An 18,797-nucleotide genomic window follows, 5' to 3' on the forward strand; every position below is an offset into this window, starting at 1 on the left:
AGATCATGACCACCCTCACCTCGACCCGTCCCTCCTGGGAGGAGCGCGAGCGCCGACGCGTCCGCCGCGACGCGGTCGCGTCGTGGACCCTGCTCGCGCCGTCGATCATCCTGATCCTGCTGATGGTCGGCTACCCGGCGGTGCAGATGATCTGGCAGTCGTTCACCGACTATCAGGTGCGGCACAAGATCCAGGGCACCGCCCCCGAGTTCGTCGGCCTCGACAACTACATCAAGATCATCACGCGCAGCGACTTCCCCGAGGTCGTGGCGCGCACCGTCGGGATCATGCTGGTCACCACGGCGCTGATCATGGTGCTCGGCGTGCTGGTCGCGCTGCTCATGACCCGGATCGGCCGCGGCATGCGCGTGACCCTCTCGGTCGGGCTGCTGCTGGCCTGGGCGATCCCGCCCCTGACCGCCAGCGTCGTGTGGGGCTTCATCTTCGACACGCAGTACGGCGTGGTGAACTGGGCGCTGAACTCGGTCACCGGCACGCAGAACTGGCACAACCACTCGTGGCTGCTGAACCCCTGGACGTTCTTCCTGGTGCTGACGATCATCGTCGTCTGGGGCGCCATCCCCTTCGTCGCGTTCACGACCTACGCGGCGCTCGGGCAGGTGCCCGGCGAGCGCATCGAGGCCGCGCAGCTCGACGGCGCCGGCGGCTGGAAGCGCTGGTGGAACATCACCTTCCCGGCGGTGCGTCCCGTGCTGGCGGGCCTGCTGATCCTGCAGGTGATCTGGAACATGAAGCTGTTCACCCAGGTCTACGCGCTGCAGAGCCGCGGAGGCATCGCGTCGGAGACGAACGTGCTTCCCGTGTACCTCTTCCGGCAGGGCATCGGCGAGTTCGGCGCCACCAGCGCGATCGGCATGCTGATCGTGCTCATCATGCTGGCGCTCAGCTGGTTCAACCTGCGGCAGATGCTCAAGGAGGACGACGAATGACGATCCTGGCCCCGAAGGCGCCGCCGGTCGTGACCGAGACGCTCGCGTCGACGACCCGGGCGGTGCGCACCGGCCGGGCCGACACCGGCCCCCGGGTGCGCAGCCGACGCATGCGAGTGCTGTTCAACGTGCTCGCCGCGATCGTGTTCCTGTGCGCGGTGTTCCCCGTCTACTGGATGGTGAACCTGTCGTTCACCCCCGGCGACCAGATCATCCGGCGCGATCAGTCGCTCATCCCGCGCGAGCCGACCTTCGTCAACTACATCACCGCGTGGACACGGCCCGCGGCCCCCGGGCAGAACGACTTCGCCGGTGCGCTGCAGACCTCGCTCATCGTCGTGGCGATCGTGGTCGTCAGCGCGCTGTTCGTCGCGTTCCTCGCCTCGATCGCGCTGGCGCGCTTCCGCTTCCGCGGACGGCGCGCGTTCATCGTCGCCATCCTGGTGGTGCAGATGATCCCGGGCGAGGCGATGATCTTCACCGTCTACAACCTGATCGACGACCTCGAGCTGATGAACACCGTGTGGGGACTGTCGCTCGTGCACATCGCCGCGGTGATCCCGTTCACGATCTGGACCCTGCGCGGCTTCGTCGCCGGCGTCCCGGCCGAGCTGGAGGAGGCGGCGCGGATCGACGGCTGCTCGACCCAGGGCGCGTTCTGGCGCATCACGTTCCCGCTCCTCGCACCCGGCCTCGTGTCGACCGGCATCTTCGCTTTCATGCTGTCGTGGAACGAGTTCGCGATGGCCCTGCTGCTGATGAAGGACCAGAACCTCACGCTGCCGACCTGGCTCAACTCGTTCCAGTCGGCCACCGAGGCCACCAACTACGGCGCGGTGCTCGCGGGCTCGACGCTCATCTGCATCCCGGTCGTGATCTTCTTCCTCATCGTGCAGGCCCGGATGACCGGCGGCCTCGTCAGCGGGGCGGTGAAGGGGTGACGTCGCTTCGTTCGTCGAGCGAGCGAAGCGAGGCGGCACGCCGCGCGCCCGGGGCCGATGTCGGCCCGGGCATCCGCGTCGGCGTCGACATCGGCGGGACGAAGGCCGAAGCCGTGGCGATCTCGCCGGACGGCGTGGTGATCGCCAGCGCCTGGCGCGCGACCGCGCACGGGCCCTCCGGTGTGCTCGACACGGTGAGCGGTGTCATCCGGGATCTCCCCGTGGCAGCCGACGCGATCGGCATCGGCATCCCCGGCCAGATCGCGCACGGAGTGGTGCGCAACGCCGTGAACCTCGGGGTCGAGGAGCTCGACCTCGGCGCCGCGCTCGCGGCCGAGCTCGGCGTGCCGGTGCGCGTGGAGAACGACGTCAACGCGGCGGCGCTGGGCGCCTGGGCGCTGCGCGGGCCGCAGACAGGGCCGCTCGCCTACCTGAACCTGGGTACGGGAGTGGCCGCGGGCCTTGTGGTCGACGGGCGCGTGTGGAGCGGATCGGGCGGCGTCGCCGGCGAGGTCGGCCACGTGTCGATCGACCCCGCGGGGCCCGAGTGCCCGTGCGGACAGCGCGGCTGCATCGAGACCCTCGCCGGCGGCGCCTCGATCGCACGCCGATGGGGGCGCGGCGGGGAGCATCCGGTGCGCTCTCTTTTCGCCGCCGCCGACGACGGAGACCCGGACGCCCTGGCGCTGCGGAGCGACCTCGCGCGCGGCGTCGCGGCCGCGGTGCGGGTGCTCGTGCTGACGGTGGATCCCTCGGTCGTCGTCATCGGCGGAGGCCTGTCGCGACTGGGCGAGCGGCTCCTGTCCGCCGTGCGGATCGAGCTGGCCGCGTCCGCCTCGTCATCCCCCTTCCTGACATCGCTTCGTCTGGAGGACAGAATCGAGGTGCTGCCGCATCACGCCCCGGGAGGGGCGGCGGCCGGCGCACTGGGTGCCGCACTCGCCGCGGCACCTGCCCGCTGAGCGAAGGAGCTGCGTATGGCCGAGATCGTGATCGTCGAGAACCGCGAGGCGGCGGGTGAGCTCGTCGCCGCGGAGATCGCGCGGCTCATCCGCGCCCGGCCCGACGCGGTGCTCGGCCTCGCCACCGGATCCACCCCGCTGCCGGTGTACGAGGCGCTGCCTGCGGAGCTCGCCGGGGTGGACGTGTCGCAGGTGCGCGGGTTCGCGCTCGACGAGTACGTGGGGCTCGATCCGGATCACCCGGAGAGCTATCGCTCGGTGATCCGGCGCGAGGTGATCGAGCCGCTCGGGCTGGATCCGTCGCGGGTGCGGGTGCCGGACGGCTCGCTCCCGGGCATCGAGCACCACGGCGACGACTACGACGCCGCGATCGCGGAGGCCGGCGGCGTGGACCTGCAGATCCTCGGCATCGGCACCGACGGGCACATCGGCTTCAACGAACCCGGATCGTCGTTCGCCTCTCGCACGCGCGTCAAGACGCTCACCCGGCAGACCCGCGAGGACAACGCCCGCTTCTTCGAGTCGATCGACGAGGTGCCGATGCACTGCATCACGCAGGGGCTCGGCACGATCCTCGAGGCGCGTCACCTCGTGCTGCTCGCCTTCGGCGCCGGCAAGGCGGACGCCGTCGCGGGCGCCGTGGAGGGGCCCGTCACCTCATCGCTGCCGGGTTCGGCCATCCAGCTCCACCCCCACGTCACCGTGGTCGTCGACGAGGCGGCCGCCTCCGCGCTGGCCGACGCCGACTACTACCGCTACGCCTGGGCCCACAAACCCCAGTGGCAGGGCCTCTGACCCCGCCGTTCGTCGAGCGCACCCCGCCGTTCGTCGAGCGAGCGTCAGCGAGTCGAGACGCCCAAGCCGTCGCGCCGGGTGGCGGCGTCTCGGCTCGGTCGTTCCTCCCTCGCTCGACGAGCGGGGGGCGGGGCGGGGCGGGGCGGGGGCGCGGGGATGGCTCAGGGGCGAAACGTAGACTGGGGGCATGCCCGAAAGCACCGCACCGGTCCGTGTCAGCGCCCTCGACGTCCTGCGTCTCCTGACCGAGATCGTCGCGTTCGGAAGCATCGCCCTGTGGGGGTTCTTCACCTGGCCGTTCCCGTGGAACATCGTGGTGGGCATCGGAGCCCCGGCGCTCGCCATCGTCGTGTGGGCGCTGTTCGTGTCTCCCAAGGCGGTGCTGTCGGTGCACCCGTTCGTGCGGATGGTCGTCGAGCTGCTGATCTTCCTCTCCGCCACCCTGTCGTGGTGGGCACTCGGACAGCCGTGGATCGGTCTGGCCGTCGGCGTGGTGTGCGTCGCGGTGGGTGTCGCGGTCAACCGCAAGACCGCCGCCTGAGTCATGAGCGTTCTCGGGCAGCTGCGCGCCGAGCTCGGCGACCTGGTCGACACGAGCCCCGAGGCGCTCGAGAACGCGCGGGCCGACAAGTCCGGCCATCGCTCGGCCGAGGCGCCCCTGGCGGTTGTGCACGCGGAGGCCGTCGAGCACGTGCAGGCGGTGATGCGGATCGCCAGTGCCACGGGCACCCCCGTCGTCACGCGGGGCGCGGGCACGGGTCTGGCGGGCGCGGCCAACGCGGGCGGCGGCGAGATCGCCCTCAGTGTGCGGCGTATGACGCGCATCCTCGAGGTGTCGCCGGATGACCTGCTCGCGGTCGTCGAACCGGGCATCCTCAACGCCGACCTCAATGCACAGCTGCTGACCCATGGCCTGTGGTGGGCACCCGATCCGGCGTCGAAGGCGATCTCGACGGTGGGCGGCAACATCGCCACGGGCGCCGGCGGCCTGCTGTGCGCGAAGTACGGCGTGGTGCGCGACGCGGTGCTGGGCCTGGACGTGGTGCTCGCCGACGGGCGGCTCATCCGCATGGGGCACCGCAGCGTGAAGGGCGTCACCGGCCTCGACCTGACATCGCTCATGATCGGCAGCGAGGGCACGCTTGGCGTGATCGTCGGCGCCACGCTCAAGCTGCGCCGGATCGTTCCGGGCGATGTGTGCACGGTGGCGGCCACGTTCCGCACGGTGCGAGATGCGGCCGTGGCCTCCTCCGCCGTCACGGCCGCGGGCATCCAGCCCGCGATCATGGAGCTGATGGATCCGCACTCCCTCGCGGCGGCTCACGCCCTGCTCGCGCTGCCGGCACCGACCCCCGGATCGGCCCAGCTGACGATCCAGACGGATGGGCCTGCCGCGGCGGTCGAGGCCGACGCGATCGCCGCCGTTCTGACCGGGAGCGGCGGAACCGTCGCGGTCACGCACGACCGCGAGGAGGGCGAGCGGCTGCTCGCGATCCGGCGCGCGATGCATCCCGCGATGGAGACCCTTGGCACCGCCCTCATCGAGGACGTCTCGGTGCCGCGCTCGCAGCTCGCCGCGATGTTCGACGAGATCGCGCGCGTCGAGCGCGAGCACGGCGTGGTGATCCCCGTGGTCGCGCACGCGGGCGACGGCAACCTGCACCCGAACTTCATCTTCGAGGGGCCCGAGGTGCCGGCCTCCATCTGGGAGGCGGCGGACGACCTGTTCCGGGCGGCCATCCGCCTCGGCGGCACGCTCACGGGCGAGCACGGCATCGGTGTGCTCAAGCGGCGCTGGCTGGCCGACGAGCTGGGCGACGATCAGTGGCGGCTGCAGCGCGACATCGCCCGCGTGTTCGACCCGCAGGGCATCCTGAACCCCGGCAAGGTGTTCGAGGCCTAACCCCGTGTGAAAGCCGACCGCGTGACGTCGCGGGCGATCGACGGCGGGCGCAGAAGAGGGCGGCCCGTGTGCGACGGGCCGCCCTCTTCGCCTCGCTCAGTAAGACGATTCGTCCGGCGAATCGTCACCGGCTGCCTCGAGCGATGACTGCTCGGCCGAGTCGTCGTCCTCGCCATACGCGGGCTGCGTCTCGCCGTAGGCCTGCTGGGAGCCGTACTCCTGCTCGGCGTCCTGCTGCTGCGCCGTCTGCTCCGCGCCGCCGAACGACTGCTCGGCGACGTCGTTGAGCTGCTCGCCGTAGGTCTCAGCCGGCTGCTCGCCGACGAACGACGGCGTCTCTGTCGCCGGCTGCTCGCCGTATGCCGCCTGGGCCTCGCCGTACGACTGCTCGCCGTAGGCGGACTGCGGGTCGTCGTACCCCTGCTCGGAATCGACCTGCCCGTCCTCGGGCTGCGACGATCCGTCGTTGCGGTCCTGATCCTGCGTGCTCATCTGGTTTCCCTCCTGGTTCCCGTGAGAAGTTCGCGATGCCGACACGTCACCGGTCGGCGCCCGGCTGAGCCTCATCGATATCGGTCGGCGCGTCGCTCGAGCCGATCTGTCGCAGCAGCCGGTCGAGGTTCTCCGGCGAGGCGTCGAGCCCGGCCTGCGTCAGGCGCTGCGCGAGCAGCTCGCGGGCCTGGCCCTCGGGGGCACGGCCCGTCTGCAGGTCGCCCTGCACCTGCACGACGATGCCCTGCTCCTGCTCGTTCAGCGTGGTGTCGTTCTGATCCTGCAGCGGCTCGGTCTGGAGGCCGTTGCCACCGGGACCGATCGCGTCGGGAACTCCCGGGATGTCCGGATCGGCCGAGTCGTGCGCGGTCGGAGCCTCTCTCGTGGCGGCCGGATCGGTGCCGGCGTCGCCCGCGGCGTTGCTCGTGTCGGGTGCGGGGAGGTCTTCCCGCGCAACAGGATCGGTCGGGGCATCGCCGCCCGTGCTGACATCGCCCGCGTCGCGCGGGCCCACACCGGCGATGTCGTTCTGGCTGTTCGCCTCGACATCGGGCGAGGCGCCACCTTCGACACTGACGGAGTCCACAGGGCCCGAGTCGACGCCCTCGCGGCCCGCCGGAACGGTGTGCGCGCTCGGCGGATCCCCGAGCACCCCGTGCCCCACCGGGTCGGGCTTGGCCTCGACGGGCTCCTCCTGCTCGAAGAAGCCGGCACCGTGCTCTGCGCGCGCATCGGCCGTCGGCACGATCGTCTCGATGCCATGACCGCGGCCCTCCGTCCCCGACGGGCGCTTCGGATCCGGATCGATCGCCTCGACGGCCTCGGCCGGCCGGAAAGGCTCAGCCGAGAAGGGGAGGGTCTCGGTGTTGTGTCCGTTGTAGATCACGTCGCCGGGGCCAGGGGCCTTGCCCGCGATGCGATCGGGGGAGCTCTCGTTCGTGGTCATGGGCCCATCGTGCGGGCGCGTGGGCTCTCAGTGAATGGGCTTGACAGGTCAGCGGATATCGGCCCTGCCGTGGCGCTCGAGGTGACGGTCGGCCCCGGGCTGAGCGTGGTCCACGTCGATCGGCGGCGCGACCGCCCGGATGATCCGCTCGAGCTCGTCGATCTCCGCGGCGGCGCACCCGATGCCGCACTCCTCGAGCCGCTCCTCGAGCACAAATCTCACGGCTTCGGGGGCCAGCCGGTGGGTGGCGACATCCGCCTCGATCTGAACGACCAGGCCTCGCAGCCGCTGGTCATGGGACGGGGTGTTGAGGGATTCGCGGGTGCCCTGACGGGGGTCGGCGTCGAGCTGCGAGACCACGTGCGGGTGGGGCTCGAGGTGGCCGGCGTTGGTTGCGGCTCGGGCGTCCTGACCGGGGAAGTACTCCTGGATGAGCGAGCCGCTCTCGCCCATGCCGGTGGGGGTGTTGGTGGCCATGATGCGCCTCCTTCATCTCCGGGATACGCGCGACTTCATAGCGTGTCAAGCCCCTCGCGCGTACCCTGGATCCGGGGGATCCTCACTGTGGAGGAACCATGGACACTTATCACCAACTCGAGCTTGTGCCCCTCACGGAGGGCGCCTGGCGCATCTGCGACACGAGCGTCGACAGCTCGGACGCGGCCAGCGTCATCGCCTATGTGGAGCAGCTGCCCACCGACGACCGCAGCGAACTCTGCTTCGAGGTCGTGTGGGTGCAGTGCACCCGCGGGCTCACGCGGCACACCTCCCTCCAGAGTGTGCTGCTGCTGGCGGCGAAGCTGCTCGCCGACGCCGCCAACGTGAAGCCCCTGCGCATCGCGCACTTCCCGCCGCGCGCCGCATCTCCGCGCACGTCGACCGTGCGCACCGCGCCTCGCTCGGCACCGCCGCGCAAGGCCACGCCGCTCGCCGGCTGACACGTCGGCTTCCCTTCCTCGACTCGTCGAGCGGGAGCCACAATTCGTCGAGACGCTCGGAGCCTCTGACGGGGTTCCGAGCGTCTCGTTTTGTTCTGCGCCGACGGAGCCCGCTGTCAAGCCCTATCGCTGGTCCCTCGCAGCGGGGGATGCTCACGGCATGCCCTCCATCTGGCACCAGACCTCGCCCATGATTCCGACGGATCCGACCCTCCCTGAGAGCACGGAGGTCGCGGTCGTCGGAGCCGGCCTCACGGGTCTTGCGACGGCCGCACTGCTCGCCCGATCCGGATTCCTCGTGACCGTGCTCGAGGCGCGCGCCGTCGGCGCGGTGGCCACGGGGAACACCACCGCCAAGGTCTCGCTCCTGCAGGGATCGGTGATGTCGGAGCTGCGCAAGCACGCCGGCGACACCGCGCTCGAGGCTTACGTCGCGGCGAACCGCGCGGGACAGGACTGGATCCGCTCCGAGCTGGCCGATGATCCTTCGCTCGAGCAGCGGGATGCCTTCACCTACTCGACCACGCCCACGGGCGACTCGGCGATCGACGCGGAGGCCGAGGCGCTCGCCGCGGTCGGCCTCGATGTCGACGTGCTCGGCGAGGGGGAGCACGCCGGGCTTCCGTACCCGGTGACCCGCGCTCTGCGCATGCGCGGGCAGTGGCAGATCCATCCGATGCGTCTGCTGGCGCACCTGGCGGAGGTGATCCGCGAGCACGGCGGATCGATCGTGACCGACTGTCGCGTGCTGGGGCTCCAGGACGGGAAGCTGCGCACCTCGCGCGGCCCGCTGCAGGCGAACCAGGTGGTGGTGGCGTCCGGATCGCCCGTCATCGACAAGGCGGGCTTCTTCGCGCGCCTTCGGGTGTCGCGTTCGCTGGCGGCCGCCTATCGGGTGCCGGGGGAGGTGCCCTCGGGGATGTACCTGTCCGTCGACGCGGTGGGACGGTCGCTGCGCACGTCGCAAGGGCTGCTGCTCGTGGGCGGGCCGTCGTGGACGACCGGCCGCGAGCAGGATCCGGCGAAGATGCTCGCATCGCTCGACGAATGGGTCGTGGATCAGTTCCCCGGCGCCGCGCGGGTGACGTGGTGGGCCGCGCAGGACTATCAGACTGTGTCGCGCGTGCCGTTCGTCGGCCCCACCGGTGAGGGACTGTGGGTCGCGACCGGCTTCAACAAGTGGGGCATGACGAACGGGGCCGCGGCCGCGCTGACGCTGGCGGGCGATCTCACCGGATCGCCGATGCCGTGGGCGGAGGCGCTGCGCTCGCCGCACCTCACGCTGCGCGATGGCGCCGAATTCATCGGGGCGCAGGCAGGAGTCGCGGCCGCCGCCGTGACGAGCGCCGTGCGTCACATCGGCCGGCACGACGCGCCGGGGGCGTGCACGCACATGGGCGGATCCCTCGAGTGGAACGACCTCGAGCGCACCTGGGACTGCCCGTTGCACGGGTCGCGTTTCGCCGAGGACGGCGCGGTGCTGGAGGGGCCCGCGGTCGAGGCGCTCTCCCGCGCGTCGAAGTAGCGGCGCGGGCGAGTGCGGCGAGGGCGATCAGTCGGCCGCGGGGCGCGCTCGCGGTCGGCGCAGCGCGAAGATCACGAGCGCGGCTGATGTGAGCATCACCGGCACGGGCGAGATCAGACCGATGCCGATCGCGGGAGCGGCGACGAGCCCGACCGCGACGCCCGTCGCCCAGCCCACCGTCGGGGAGGTTCCGCCTGCCGTCATCATCGCGTGCACCAGCAGGGCGATCGCGAGCGCACCCACCGCCCACGCGACGGCGAAGAGCGGCCAGAGGAGCGCGCTGAACCAGGTGTCGGGCAGACCGGCGTCGGCGCGGTCGAAGCCGATCGACCACGCCTGCCGGGTCATGGCCGCCAGCGCGAAGGCCGCCGTCGACGCCGCGAGGATCGGCGCCGTGCGGGCGGCCGGCGTCACGCCCGCGTTGCGGCACAGCATCACCAGGGCGACGGCGGCCAGCGATGGCGCGACGAAGAGCGCCGCCACGTTGAAGACGGTCTCGCCCACGCCCCGCAACCCCGGCAGCGCGATGGCGAGCGATCCGATTCCGATCACCAGCGCGAGAAGCGACGTGACGACGGCGACCCGTCGACGCGGGCGGGCGCCTACGAGATCCTTTTCACCTCGAAGTGCGGTCATGCCGGGACCGTATCAGCAGGCTCCGACACGAGGGGCCTCGCGGCAGAAGTCCTGGCCACCGTGCAGATCGGGCGCGCGGATGAACCGCCAGCGGATCTGGAGCGGCGTCGCAGGCGGATCCGAACCGGGAGATGATGCGCTCACACGGGCGTATGCCCAGTCGTGGCGCGGGAGAATGGACGTATGAGCAGCACGCCTGAACGTTCCATCGACCACTCCAAGGAAGGTCGGGCGGTGAGCCTCGACTCGATCGAGCAGGCGTTTGTGCGCTACGGAACCCCCGTGGGCAACCTCGAGCTGCTGCGCGGCATCGCCGCGGGCGTCGGCGAGGGCGCGACGCTGCACGGGTTCCGCACCTACTTCAAGATCGAGCGTCCCGGCGGCGGCCCTGCCCTCGAAGTGCACGACGGCTATACGACCGGGTTCCGGTCGGAGTCGGACGCGCAGCGCCTCGCCGGCGACCGTCCGCGCTGGGTCAGCCGCCGCTTCCGTGGCGCCTGGGGCATCACGCACTTCGAGACGCGCGCCAAGCCGGTGAGCGCGTCGGCCCCGCGCCGCGCGGCGTCCGCCCCCCGTGCTGCGTCGACGGGCACGGGCGCCCCTCGCTCCGGCGCCAGCGCCCCCATGGAGGGCAAGATCTGCATGACCTGCTTTATGCAGATGCCGCTGACCGGGGTCTGCCCGAACTGCGGCTGATCCCGCGCGCCCGGGTCTTTCGGACCCGCGCTTCTCGTGCACCCGGCTCGGGCATCTGCTGCTTGGGGCCGGTGGGAGGACGCCGGTTCGTGGCCCGGTGAGGCGGAGGGCCCGGGGGTGTGGATAACTCCGGAGCCTCGTCGGCGGTGATCCCTACGGTGGATCGCATGCTCCACCGCCGTCTCGCCCCGCCGCTTGCTCTTGTGCTGATCGCCGGGCTGACGGCCTGCTCTCCGGCAGCCTCGCCGGATCCGACTCCGACGTATCGGCAGTTCGCCTCGGAGGAGGAGGCGTTCGAGGCTGCTGAGGAGACCTATCGGGCGTACATTGCGGCGCAGAACGCCGAACACACCGGAACACCTGCTGTCGACCCGACGACCTTCCTTCACGGCGCATTGAAGCGCGAAACTAAGGAGCTCAAGGAACAGGCCGCCGCCGCTGGCCTTCGCATCGTCGGTGAGATCACGATCTTGTCGATGCAGAGAATCGGCGCGACCGTCCTGTCAGGTGCCGGCCACGCAGAGCTACTCGTGTGCTTGGACTCTTCGTTGCAACGCGTGCTCAACCAGGACAGCGTTGACGTCACTCCGGAACAGCAGGAGATATTCGCCCTACGCGTGGAGTTTTCCACTGTCGATGGTGTGATGTTGGCGCACTCGAGCCTTCCTGATCCGGACCAGCCCTGCTGATGAAGGTCGCCGCGATCGCGCTGGCAGCGTCCCTTCTAGCGGTGCCCGCGTACGCCGAGATGGCCCCTCAGCAATGTGGCGAGGAAGCTGTCAAGCTCGGACTGTGTGATGTGACCACTAACGGTGATCCCTTTCCCGACGGGGTCACCATCGGCGGGCATCTGCAGCAACTCAACCCGGGGCATCGTCCTGTGCACGCTGGTGGCACCGGGCAGGCAGGCGATGGCGCGGGCTCCGGTGGCTCCACGGGGTCCGGTGGCACGGAGACGGGACCCGAGTCGGGCGTGGTGGAGAACCCGAACGGGTCGTTCCGCTGCGGTCGCGCCTGCCCTCGATTCGAGCCTGATCCCAAGCCCGAGATCAAGGCCGAGTCAGTCGTCCTGCCGTCGGTGGTGACGGTCTCCGACGTCGCCCACTTCTTCCCCGCCCCACCCGCCGTGCGCACCGAGCCCGACGGAGTGGGTCTGAAGAACCAGCCCTTCAACACCGTCGCCAGCTCCACGGCGCAGACCCGTCACGGGGAGCTGTTCGGGTTGCCGGTCAGCGTGAGGTTCACCCCGGCGGGGTTCCGGCAGGACTGGGGTGATGGGACGGTCACCGAGACTTCTCACGGCGGAGTGTCCTGGGAGGCGCTGCGTCAGGCCGCGTTCACCCCCACCGACACCAGTCACGAATACGCGGACAAGGGCACCTATCCGCTCACCATCAGCGCTCTCTACACCGCCGTGGTCGATTTCGGGGAGCTCGGCACCGTGCCCGTGGAGGGCGTGATCGGCGTGCCGGCCGCCACGCGTGAGATCCGGATCTTCCGCCTCAGCAAGGCCCTCGTCGCACAAGACTGCCTTAATGCCCCCACTGCACCCGGCTGTCCGGACTCGTAACCCGCTCGAGGCGGACTCAGGGCATCTCGACTCGCTTCGCTCGCTCGATGAGCGGAGGGGTGCAGCGCGCGAGCCGGCGGCGGCTCAGGGCATCTCGACTCGCTTTGCTCGCTCGATGAACGAGCGGTGCAGGCGGGCATATATGCCGCCGGATGCGGCGCAGCGCCGTCTGGCGTGCGTGCTATGGTGACTAAAAGTCAACGGACGATGAGTCACATTGGGGGTGTGAAATGGAGAACGAGATCGCGCTCATCGAGTCGCTGGAGCCGCTGGAGGCGCCGGGCTGGGTGGAATGGGTCGTCGGAATCGGGGCGGGAGCCGTCGCGACCGGTGGTCTGATCTACGGCAGCGTCGCCCTCGGCGTGGCAATCACCTGAGCAGGCTCACGGTGATCCATGCGGCACGACGGACGTGCCGCTGAGTGCCTCGGGGGGAGGTGAACTATGGAGCAGCAGATCACGCGCGACGTGGATGAGGCCTTCGCCGAGATGGTTGCGGGCATCGAGTCGCTCGAGTCGCTCGAGGCGGCGTGGGACTGGGGACAGTTCTGGACCGCGTTCGGCATCGGCGCGGGTGCCGCAAGTGCAATCGGCACCGGTATCGGTATCGGCGTCGCCATCACCTGACGCCGCGACGTCGCGACGCCGTCAGCCCGGCCGCGGGTGCCCCCGCGGCCGGGATCCATCCCTCATCGATCGAGGAGTCAGAAGTGAAGACAAAGACTGATCACGCCGCGGTCGCCGTGTGCCTGGGAGGCTTCGGCATGGCGCTGTGCGCCATCGGCGTCATCCTCCTCGCGACGGACGCGAGTCCGGTGGTCGCGGCCATCGCACTGGCAACGGGACTTGTGCTGTCGCTCGCAATGGGCGTCGCCCTCGGCCTGGCCGTGCGCCGATCACGGACATGACCACGTCCGTTCTCGAGGTATCGGACCTCTCGAAGAGCTACCGGCGGGTCTCCGCGCTCTCTGACGTGTCCTTCACCGTGCAGGCGGGCGAATGCGTCGGGCTGCTCGGCCCGAACGGCGCGGGGAAGACGTCGCTGCTGTCCTGCCTGGTCGGCGCGCGGATGCCCTCGCGTGGTCGGGTGCGCGTGATGGGCGCCGACCCGGCGGAGATCGGGGCCGCTGGACACCACGTCGCCTATGTGTTCGATCCGCCCGGCCTGTCCGCTGACTTCACCGCGGTCGACTGCCTCCGATGGGAAGCCAAGGCGCAGGGTCTGCCGCCTTCCGTCGTGGATGAGGCAGCCGAGCGCTTCGGAATCGCCGCCTACGCGAAGCGTCGGGTCGGGCGGCTTTCGACGGGCCAGCGTCAACGCGTCGCGCTCGCGGCGGCCCTCATCGGGGATCCGGAAGTGCTGATCCTCGATGAGCCGCACAACGGTCTCGACATCGAAGCCGGCCGATGGCTGCGCGATCTCCTGGATGACCGCACGGCCCGTGGACGCACCACGATCCTCTCGAGCCACCAACTCGACGAACTGCGGCGCATCGTCGAGCGCGTCGTCGTGATCAACCAGACGCTCCGCTACGACGGGCCGGTGCCGGCTCGCACTGAGGAGTCGCTCGAGGCCTGGTACCTGACCGCCATCGGACGAGAGGCCCAGCCGCGATGAGCTTTCTGCACGCCGAGTCCTACCGGTTCCTGCGCAACGGCCCCTTCGCCTCGCTGATCTTCATCAGCGTCGCACTCAACGCGTTGGCGGCCGTGGGCACGGGCACTATGCTCGAGCCGATCGAGCACAGCACGGCCGAGCTCGATCAGGAGCTGACCCTTCAACTGGTGCGTATGGGCTTCGCATCGACGCTGTTCGCGATGATCCACGGCGCGCTCTCGGTGACGCGCGATTTCGGCAGCGGCGGGATCGTGCGCCAGAAGCTCCTGGCGGGCGGAAGCGTGCGCCTCGTGGCCTCGCGCGCCGTCGTGGTCGCGCCGCAGATGGTCGTCTTCGGCGTTCTCGGTCCGGCCGCGGCGATCGTGCCCGCGTTCTTCCTGCTACCGGCGCAGGGCGCCGACTTCGCCTGGTCGGATGACGCGTCGGTGGTCGTTGTGGGCATCGCCGTCGCGACGATCTTCTCGGGGTACCTCGGGCAGATGGTCGCCTGGCAGTCGCGCAAGTCGCTCATCACCGTCATCGCACTCGCCGCGTGGACGATGCTGCTCGAGACCTACATCATCCAGCTGGTGCCCGCCGTGGGACGGTTGCTCCCCGGCGGCCTCGGTCTGGCGATGATGGACGACACCTCGACGACGGAGGAGATCCTCCCGATCGGCTGCGGATACCTCGGGTTCGCCGCATGGCTGATCCTGCTCGCCGGTCTCGCAGTCCTGCGACTGCGCCGCACGGACGCGACGTGATCACAGATGCGCAGGCCCGCGGCGCCGCGTCGCGAGAGTGGCTCGATCGCATCCGGCTGTCCCGCCCTGACAGCGAGGGGCGGGTGCTGATCTCGACCGCCGCCGGTCCCGTCGCGCGTGTGCCCGGCCTCATCGGCGGGATCCTCCACGCCGTCAAGCGCGACCCTGTCGCGGAGTCCCGCCTCATCGGCGCGCGCTGCGGTGTCACCGCGGAACAGGTGGAGGCGGCGCTCGGCGCGGTGGCGGCGATGCCGGCGGTCGCGGATGCGCCCGCGCGGCTCCGGTGGGTGCAGTTCCGCGCGCCGTTCACCGTGCAGTTCACCTTCTTCGACCCATCGCGCGTGATCCGCCCCGACGGGCTGCTGTGCCGCCTCGTGCGTGTTCGAGGCTTCTGGCCGGTCGTCATCGTGCTCGATCTCGTCGGCGCCGCCGTGGTGGCCATGCACTGGGCGCTTTCCACCAGTCCGCTTCACTCCGGGATCTCGATCGCGGGATACGGCTGGCTGATGGTCGGGATGCTCGCGTCGATGTTCGCCCACGAGTTCGGCCACGCCGTTGTGCTCACCGCATATGGCGGTCGCAGTCCGCGCATGGGATTTATGCTGTTCTACCTCGCGCCGGCATTCTTCTGCGACGTTCGAGACAACTGGTCGATCGCTCGGGAGAAGCGCGTGCGTGTCGCGCTGGCGGGCGTCGCCGCCCAGGGTGTCATCGCGGCCGTGACCGGAGCGGTGGCTTTCCTCGTCCCGCGTGAGGCGGGTGTGGCGCTCGCCACGGTGGCGTTCTTCAACGTCGCCTATTGGGCGATCAACCTCATCCCCTTCGTGAAGCTCGACGGCTACGTCGCACTGGCGGGGTATCTCGATCGACCGAACCTCCGCGACTCGTCGATCGCCGCATTCCGCGCACGCGCCTCGCGCATGCTGCTCGGCGGTCCCCGTGTGGACGACGGCATCACGCGCCGCTGGGTCGCGTTCGGCGCCGTGTGCTTTCTCTTTCCGTCCGTGCTCGTGATCGGCGTGCTGCTCGCACTCTCCATGAACCTCAGCGCACTCGGCACGGCAGGTGACGGGGTCATCCTGCTGGCGATCGGAATCCTGGTCGTCTGGACCGCGACGCGCGGGTGGAGCGGTCTGAAATCGTCTTGGAGCGCCGGCCTGTCGCGGTGGCGCGCGGTCGCCTCCTGGAGCGCCATCGGCGCGGCGGTCGCAGCGATCGCTCTGCTTCTGCCGCTGCCGGTGAACGCCATCGCCGGTGTCTACGTGCGCGACGGCCAGGCACAGCTCGCGACGCTGTCCGTCACGCATGTCGGCGAGCTGGCGGGGACGGAGGTCACCGTGCACGAGCCCGGCATGGTGCTCGGACGTCGGATCGGCGTGGCGACGGTCACGGGAGGGTTCGCCCCCTGCGAGATCCCGCTCTCGGCGGCATTCCCGGTGAGCGGTTCGCCCTACCGGCTCGACGGCTGGTGCGCACCGCTCGACGCCGCGGTGGTGCGAGCGGTATCGGAGACCCGCGATGACGCGGGGGCCGTGGTGCTTCGCCTGGGCACGCGAGCGCCCGTGCAGTGGGTGGCAGAGATCTGGGGCGCTGCGTTCACCTCGTGAAAGGCGCTTTGCACGGTGACCAGGAAGTCAGACCGCGGGCCGAAGGGGCTCGCAGGGGAGGGGAAACAGATGCCGGAGGCAGCAGAGACAGCCGAGACAGCACGGGCGCGGCGGCTCGACCGCTTGCGTCGCTGGCTCGAGGGTGAACGAGCGGATGCGTCGGCGCGCGACCTCCTCGTCGAGCCGGGAGCCGACGCGAGCGCGGTGCGCTCCCTCGCGCTCGGCGAGGGTGCCTACGTCTTCGTCGAGGAGGGCGGCGCCGCCCTCCTCGACGTGCCCGGAGTGCGGGTGGTGGAGTACTCCGGCGTCCTCGAACTGGTCGGCGGAGAGATCTCCCTCGGTGACGGAATGCTCGTGCAGACCGAGAGCTACGCGACCGCTCCCTATGTGTCGCTGTCGCTGCCGACCGCGCTGTCCGTCGTGGACGACGTCGACCGCGAGGCGCTTCTCGCCGACGTGACCACCACAGAGAACACGAGTCTGCTCCCGCCTCAGCTTCTGCAACCCGTCACCACGCTCGTCGACCAGGCGCGGCTGCTCGCACCTCTCGGGCTGCGCTCCTCGACCGCGAACCGCCTGCATCTGCGGGCGGACGGAATCCTCACACAGGGGCCGGCTGACGAGACCCCGCTCGGTGACGACTTCACGATTCCGACGACAGGCGAGGTCACCGTCGACGAGGTGCGCATCGCCCGGTTCGTCGGGGCGGCGAAGGTGGTGCGCGGGCTTCGAGCGAGGCTCGATCACGACGTGCGCCTGGTCGAGTCGGCCCGCGGATCCGTTCCGCGCCGCGACCCGGTCTTCGTCCTCGCGGCCGCTGACGACACCTATGTCGTCGACGCGCTCTCGGGCGCTCTCAGTCGAGTTCCGGCGGAGATCGGTGCCCGGGTCACCGCCGCGCTCGCCGCGATCGCCGACGGCGAGAGCATCGATGATTCCACTCGTCGGGTGTTCGACGTGCTGGGCCTTGCCCCGCTGCTGACCCGCCCGCGAGAGGCGGTCACGTGATGCCATCCACCAGCACCGTGCACTCGATGTACGCCGCGCGCGGGGCGGAGCTCTATGACCGCATCGTCGCCGACGACACGTCGGAGGTGCGCGAGATCATCCGCACCATCGCCCGAGGATCCGACCGTGTCCTCGAGCTGGCCAGCGGATCCGGTCGACTCACCGTCCCCCTTCTGCGCGTCGCCCGGGACGTGACGGCCGTGGACATCTCGCCCGATCTGACCGCGATGCTCCGCGCGCGCGTCACGGATGATGCGCGACTGCAGCTGGTCGTCGCCGACATCCTCGCGTGGGACAGCGAGGAGCGCTTCGACAAGGTCGTGCTCGGAACGACGTCGATCAGCCTCTTCGACCGTGCCGACCGTGCACGGCTGTTCGCGCGAGTGCGTCGCTGGCTGGCGGAGGACGGATCCTTTGTGCTCTCGCTGCGCACCCCGCCGCTCGCGGATGACGGGCAGGCTGTGCACGACATCGGCGGAGGGCTGCGGATCCGTGAGGAGATCGACTCCGAGCGAGGCATCCTCTCGACGACCCTCACCGAGGACGGCGATGCGTCCGAGCACACGGTGCGCACCCACCTGCTCTCTCGGCCGCAGCTCGTTGATGAGCTGCACGCGGCGGGGTTCACGGTGACCGCTCAGCATCCCGTGGGGCTGCGCGGTCACGATGACCGCATCGGCGACTACGCCGTGCTCGTCGCCTCGGTGTCATCCCCGTCGGAAGCGGACTCGCCGCCCGTGCGCGGCACATCGGCCTACCTCGAGTTCTTCCTCCCTCCGAGTCGCTTCGGCGAGATCGAGGCAGACGGTGCGGAGGGTGTGACCGTCTCCTTCTCGGATGGCTCGACCGCGATCGATGCGATCAGCGGGCTGTGGAACGTCCCGCTCGGCTATGGCAGCCGTGCGATCGCGGATGCCGTGCACCAGGTGAACCTGCAGGCGTCGGCGCTCCCGATCTTTCGGCGCGGAAGCACCTCAGCCCGGCAGGCCGCAGAGCGCCTGCGCGAGTATGCAGGGGCCGATCGCTACGAGAGCGTGTTCTTCGCCACATCCGGCAGCTCGGCCTTGGATGCCGTGGTGAAGCTCAGCAGGCAGGTGCAGAAGCTCGTGCATGGTGCGCGGCGGCGGCGTGTGGTCAGCCTCGTGGGCAGCTACCACGGCATCACAAGCACGGCCATGGCGCTGAGCGGTGCGTACCTCTACCAGGACGTGTACGACGTCGACGAACGGCTTCACATCAAGATTCCGTACGACGACGTCGACGCGCTGAGACGGGTGGCCCGGCGGTTCGGCGAGGAGATCGCTGCGATCGTGATGGAGCCCGTGCTCGGATCGGGAGCCCTGCCCCTTCCGACCGCCATGCTCCACGAAGTGGCGAGACTGCGTGAGCAGCGCGGCTTCCTCGTCGTCGCGGACGAGGTCGCCACCGGCTTCTACCGCACGGGGGTGCGCGTTTCGCGAGCGCTGAG

Annotated in this window: 22 protein-coding genes and 1 pseudogene; 19 read left to right on the top strand and 4 right to left on the bottom strand. The window is 70.2% G+C overall.

Going from position 1 to position 18,797, the window contains the following annotated elements; genetic code table 11:
* Positions 1-5: 5 nt before the first annotated feature.
* From J5V96_RS08845 to J5V96_RS08870, 6 genes are all read left to right on the top strand, one after another.
* The gene (locus J5V96_RS08845; RefSeq protein ID WP_208502897.1) at positions 6-950 is read left to right on the top strand and encodes a carbohydrate ABC transporter permease; all 945 of its coding nucleotides are present in this window, start codon (positions 6-8) and stop codon (positions 948-950) included.
* Positions 947-1,891, top strand: coding sequence for a carbohydrate ABC transporter permease (locus tag J5V96_RS08850; protein WP_208502900.1), 945 nt, complete (start codon positions 947-949; stop codon positions 1,889-1,891). Before J5V96_RS08845 ends, J5V96_RS08850 begins: the two co-directional genes overlap by 4 nt.
* On the top strand, positions 1,888-2,853 hold the full coding sequence (locus J5V96_RS08855; protein WP_307793569.1) for an ROK family protein: 966 nt from the start codon (positions 1,888-1,890) through the stop codon (positions 2,851-2,853). The genes J5V96_RS08850 and J5V96_RS08855 overlap by 4 nt, the downstream gene beginning before the upstream one ends.
* A 15-nt stretch (positions 2,854-2,868) precedes the next feature.
* Positions 2,869-3,648 carry a glucosamine-6-phosphate deaminase gene (locus J5V96_RS08860; RefSeq protein WP_208502901.1) on the top strand — a complete coding sequence of 260 codons (780 nt, stop codon included), beginning with the start codon at positions 2,869-2,871 and terminating at the stop codon, positions 3,646-3,648.
* A 187-nt stretch (positions 3,649-3,835) separates the two neighbouring features.
* On the top strand, positions 3,836-4,189 hold the full coding sequence (locus J5V96_RS08865) for a YrdB family protein (RefSeq protein WP_208502903.1): 354 nt from the start codon (positions 3,836-3,838) through the stop codon (positions 4,187-4,189).
* Between the two features lie 3 nt (positions 4,190-4,192).
* On the top strand, positions 4,193-5,551 hold the full coding sequence (locus J5V96_RS08870; RefSeq protein ID WP_208502905.1) for an FAD-binding oxidoreductase: 1,359 nt from the start codon (positions 4,193-4,195) through the stop codon (positions 5,549-5,551).
* Positions 5,552-5,647: 96 nt separating this feature from the next.
* Here the strand turns inward: J5V96_RS08870 and J5V96_RS08875 are convergent, their stop codons facing one another.
* From J5V96_RS08875 to J5V96_RS08885, 3 genes are read right to left on the bottom strand one after another with little or no spacing between them, the layout of a single operon-like run.
* Positions 5,648-6,043, bottom strand: a complete 396-nt coding sequence (locus tag J5V96_RS08875; RefSeq protein ID WP_208502907.1) for a hypothetical protein — start codon at positions 6,041-6,043, stop codon at positions 5,648-5,650.
* A gap of 46 nt (positions 6,044-6,089) precedes the next feature.
* Positions 6,090-6,989 (bottom strand): hypothetical protein, encoded by a 900-nt coding sequence (locus J5V96_RS08880; protein ID WP_208502909.1) that lies wholly within the window; start codon positions 6,987-6,989, stop codon positions 6,090-6,092.
* A gap of 48 nt (positions 6,990-7,037) precedes the next feature.
* Positions 7,038-7,466 carry a hypothetical protein gene (locus tag J5V96_RS08885; RefSeq protein WP_208502912.1) on the bottom strand — a complete coding sequence of 143 codons (429 nt, stop codon included), beginning with the start codon at positions 7,464-7,466 and terminating at the stop codon, positions 7,038-7,040.
* Between the two features lie 98 nt (positions 7,467-7,564).
* Between J5V96_RS08885 and J5V96_RS08890 the strand changes: the two genes are divergently transcribed.
* Complete coding sequence (locus tag J5V96_RS08890) at positions 7,565-7,927, top strand: hypothetical protein (protein WP_208502915.1); 363 nt, start codon at positions 7,565-7,567, stop codon at positions 7,925-7,927.
* A 160-nt stretch (positions 7,928-8,087) separates the two neighbouring features.
* On the top strand, positions 8,088-9,452 hold the full coding sequence (locus J5V96_RS08895; RefSeq protein ID WP_236014676.1) for an FAD-dependent oxidoreductase: 1,365 nt from the start codon (positions 8,088-8,090) through the stop codon (positions 9,450-9,452).
* A 27-nt stretch (positions 9,453-9,479) separates the two neighbouring features.
* On the opposite strand, the gene J5V96_RS08900 is transcribed toward J5V96_RS08895, so the two are convergent.
* On the bottom strand, positions 9,480-10,088 hold the full coding sequence (locus tag J5V96_RS08900) for a hypothetical protein (protein WP_208502917.1): 609 nt from the start codon (positions 10,086-10,088) through the stop codon (positions 9,480-9,482).
* A 183-nt stretch (positions 10,089-10,271) separates the two neighbouring features.
* Between J5V96_RS08900 and J5V96_RS08905 the strand changes: the two genes are divergently transcribed.
* From J5V96_RS08905 to mpaM, 11 genes and pseudogenes are all read left to right on the top strand, one after another.
* Positions 10,272-10,784 carry a hypothetical protein gene (locus J5V96_RS08905; protein WP_208502919.1) on the top strand — a complete coding sequence of 171 codons (513 nt, stop codon included), beginning with the start codon at positions 10,272-10,274 and terminating at the stop codon, positions 10,782-10,784.
* A gap of 167 nt (positions 10,785-10,951) precedes the next feature.
* A complete protein-coding gene (locus J5V96_RS08910) occupies positions 10,952-11,473 on the top strand; it encodes a hypothetical protein (RefSeq protein WP_208502921.1) in 522 nt (173 codons plus the stop codon).
* Complete coding sequence (locus J5V96_RS08915; RefSeq protein WP_208502923.1) at positions 11,473-12,354, top strand: hypothetical protein; 882 nt, start codon at positions 11,473-11,475, stop codon at positions 12,352-12,354. The genes J5V96_RS08910 and J5V96_RS08915 overlap by 1 nt, the downstream gene beginning before the upstream one ends.
* 230 nt (positions 12,355-12,584) lie before the next feature.
* A complete protein-coding gene (locus tag J5V96_RS08920) occupies positions 12,585-12,731 on the top strand; it encodes a hypothetical protein (protein WP_208502925.1) in 147 nt (48 codons plus the stop codon).
* Between the two features lie 66 nt (positions 12,732-12,797).
* Complete coding sequence (locus tag J5V96_RS08925) at positions 12,798-12,980, top strand: hypothetical protein (RefSeq protein WP_208502927.1); 183 nt, start codon at positions 12,798-12,800, stop codon at positions 12,978-12,980.
* Between the two features lie 83 nt (positions 12,981-13,063).
* Positions 13,064-13,261, top strand: coding sequence for a hypothetical protein (locus J5V96_RS08930; RefSeq protein ID WP_208502929.1), 198 nt, complete (start codon positions 13,064-13,066; stop codon positions 13,259-13,261).
* Entirely contained in the window at positions 13,258-13,971 is a 714-nt protein-coding gene (locus tag J5V96_RS08935; protein ID WP_208502931.1) for an ABC transporter ATP-binding protein, read from the top strand. Before J5V96_RS08930 ends, J5V96_RS08935 begins: the two co-directional genes overlap by 4 nt.
* Positions 13,968-14,714 carry a hypothetical protein gene (locus tag J5V96_RS08940; protein ID WP_208502933.1) on the top strand — a complete coding sequence of 249 codons (747 nt, stop codon included), beginning with the start codon at positions 13,968-13,970 and terminating at the stop codon, positions 14,712-14,714. Before J5V96_RS08935 ends, J5V96_RS08940 begins: the two co-directional genes overlap by 4 nt.
* Complete coding sequence (locus tag J5V96_RS08945; protein ID WP_208502935.1) at positions 14,711-16,321, top strand: zinc metalloprotease; 1,611 nt, start codon at positions 14,711-14,713, stop codon at positions 16,319-16,321. Before J5V96_RS08940 ends, J5V96_RS08945 begins: the two co-directional genes overlap by 4 nt.
* A 69-nt stretch (positions 16,322-16,390) precedes the next feature.
* On the top strand, positions 16,391-17,329 hold the full coding sequence (locus tag J5V96_RS08950) for a hypothetical protein (protein ID WP_208502937.1): 939 nt from the start codon (positions 16,391-16,393) through the stop codon (positions 17,327-17,329).
* Positions 17,330-17,355: 26 nt separating this feature from the next.
* A pseudogene (gene mpaM / locus J5V96_RS08955) lies at positions 17,356-18,759 on the top strand (daptide-type RiPP biosynthesis methyltransferase); the annotation flags it as partial.
* Positions 18,760-18,797 lie beyond the last annotated feature (38 nt).

The organism is Microbacterium stercoris (genome assembly GCF_017592545.1).
GTDB lineage: Bacteria > Actinomycetota > Actinomycetes > Actinomycetales > Microbacteriaceae > Microbacterium > Microbacterium stercoris.

Bases quoted from the DNA above. Each gene is read 5' to 3' on its own strand.
- J5V96_RS08915 (WP_208502923.1), top strand. From the start codon at position 11,473: ATGAAGGTCGCCGCGATCGCGCTGGCAGCGTCCCTTCTAGCGGTGCCC.
- J5V96_RS08885 (WP_208502912.1), bottom strand. From the start codon at position 7,466: ATGGCCACCAACACCCCCACCGGCATGGGCGAGAGCGGCTCGCTCATC.
- J5V96_RS08850 (WP_208502900.1), top strand. From the start codon at position 947: ATGACGATCCTGGCCCCGAAGGCGCCGCCGGTCGTGACCGAGACGCTC.
- J5V96_RS08910 (WP_208502921.1), top strand. From the start codon at position 10,952: ATGCTCCACCGCCGTCTCGCCCCGCCGCTTGCTCTTGTGCTGATCGCC.
- J5V96_RS08870 (WP_208502905.1), top strand. From the start codon at position 4,193: ATGAGCGTTCTCGGGCAGCTGCGCGCCGAGCTCGGCGACCTGGTCGAC.
- J5V96_RS08875 (WP_208502907.1), bottom strand. From the start codon at position 6,043: ATGAGCACGCAGGATCAGGACCGCAACGACGGATCGTCGCAGCCCGAG.
- J5V96_RS08935 (WP_208502931.1), top strand. From the start codon at position 13,258: ATGACCACGTCCGTTCTCGAGGTATCGGACCTCTCGAAGAGCTACCGG.
- J5V96_RS08950 (WP_208502937.1), top strand. From the start codon at position 16,391: ATGCCGGAGGCAGCAGAGACAGCCGAGACAGCACGGGCGCGGCGGCTC.
- J5V96_RS08845 (WP_208502897.1), top strand. From the start codon at position 6: ATGACCACCCTCACCTCGACCCGTCCCTCCTGGGAGGAGCGCGAGCGC.
- J5V96_RS08890 (WP_208502915.1), top strand. From the start codon at position 7,565: ATGGACACTTATCACCAACTCGAGCTTGTGCCCCTCACGGAGGGCGCC.
- J5V96_RS08900 (WP_208502917.1), bottom strand. From the start codon at position 10,088: ATGACCGCACTTCGAGGTGAAAAGGATCTCGTAGGCGCCCGCCCGCGT.
- J5V96_RS08860 (WP_208502901.1), top strand. From the start codon at position 2,869: ATGGCCGAGATCGTGATCGTCGAGAACCGCGAGGCGGCGGGTGAGCTC.
- J5V96_RS08895 (WP_236014676.1), top strand. From the start codon at position 8,088: ATGCCCTCCATCTGGCACCAGACCTCGCCCATGATTCCGACGGATCCG.
- J5V96_RS08880 (WP_208502909.1), bottom strand. From the start codon at position 6,989: ATGACCACGAACGAGAGCTCCCCCGATCGCATCGCGGGCAAGGCCCCT.
- J5V96_RS08865 (WP_208502903.1), top strand. From the start codon at position 3,836: ATGCCCGAAAGCACCGCACCGGTCCGTGTCAGCGCCCTCGACGTCCTG.
- J5V96_RS08925 (WP_208502927.1), top strand. From the start codon at position 12,798: ATGGAGCAGCAGATCACGCGCGACGTGGATGAGGCCTTCGCCGAGATG.
- J5V96_RS08940 (WP_208502933.1), top strand. From the start codon at position 13,968: ATGAGCTTTCTGCACGCCGAGTCCTACCGGTTCCTGCGCAACGGCCCC.
- J5V96_RS08905 (WP_208502919.1), top strand. From the start codon at position 10,272: ATGAGCAGCACGCCTGAACGTTCCATCGACCACTCCAAGGAAGGTCGG.
- J5V96_RS08920 (WP_208502925.1), top strand. From the start codon at position 12,585: ATGGAGAACGAGATCGCGCTCATCGAGTCGCTGGAGCCGCTGGAGGCG.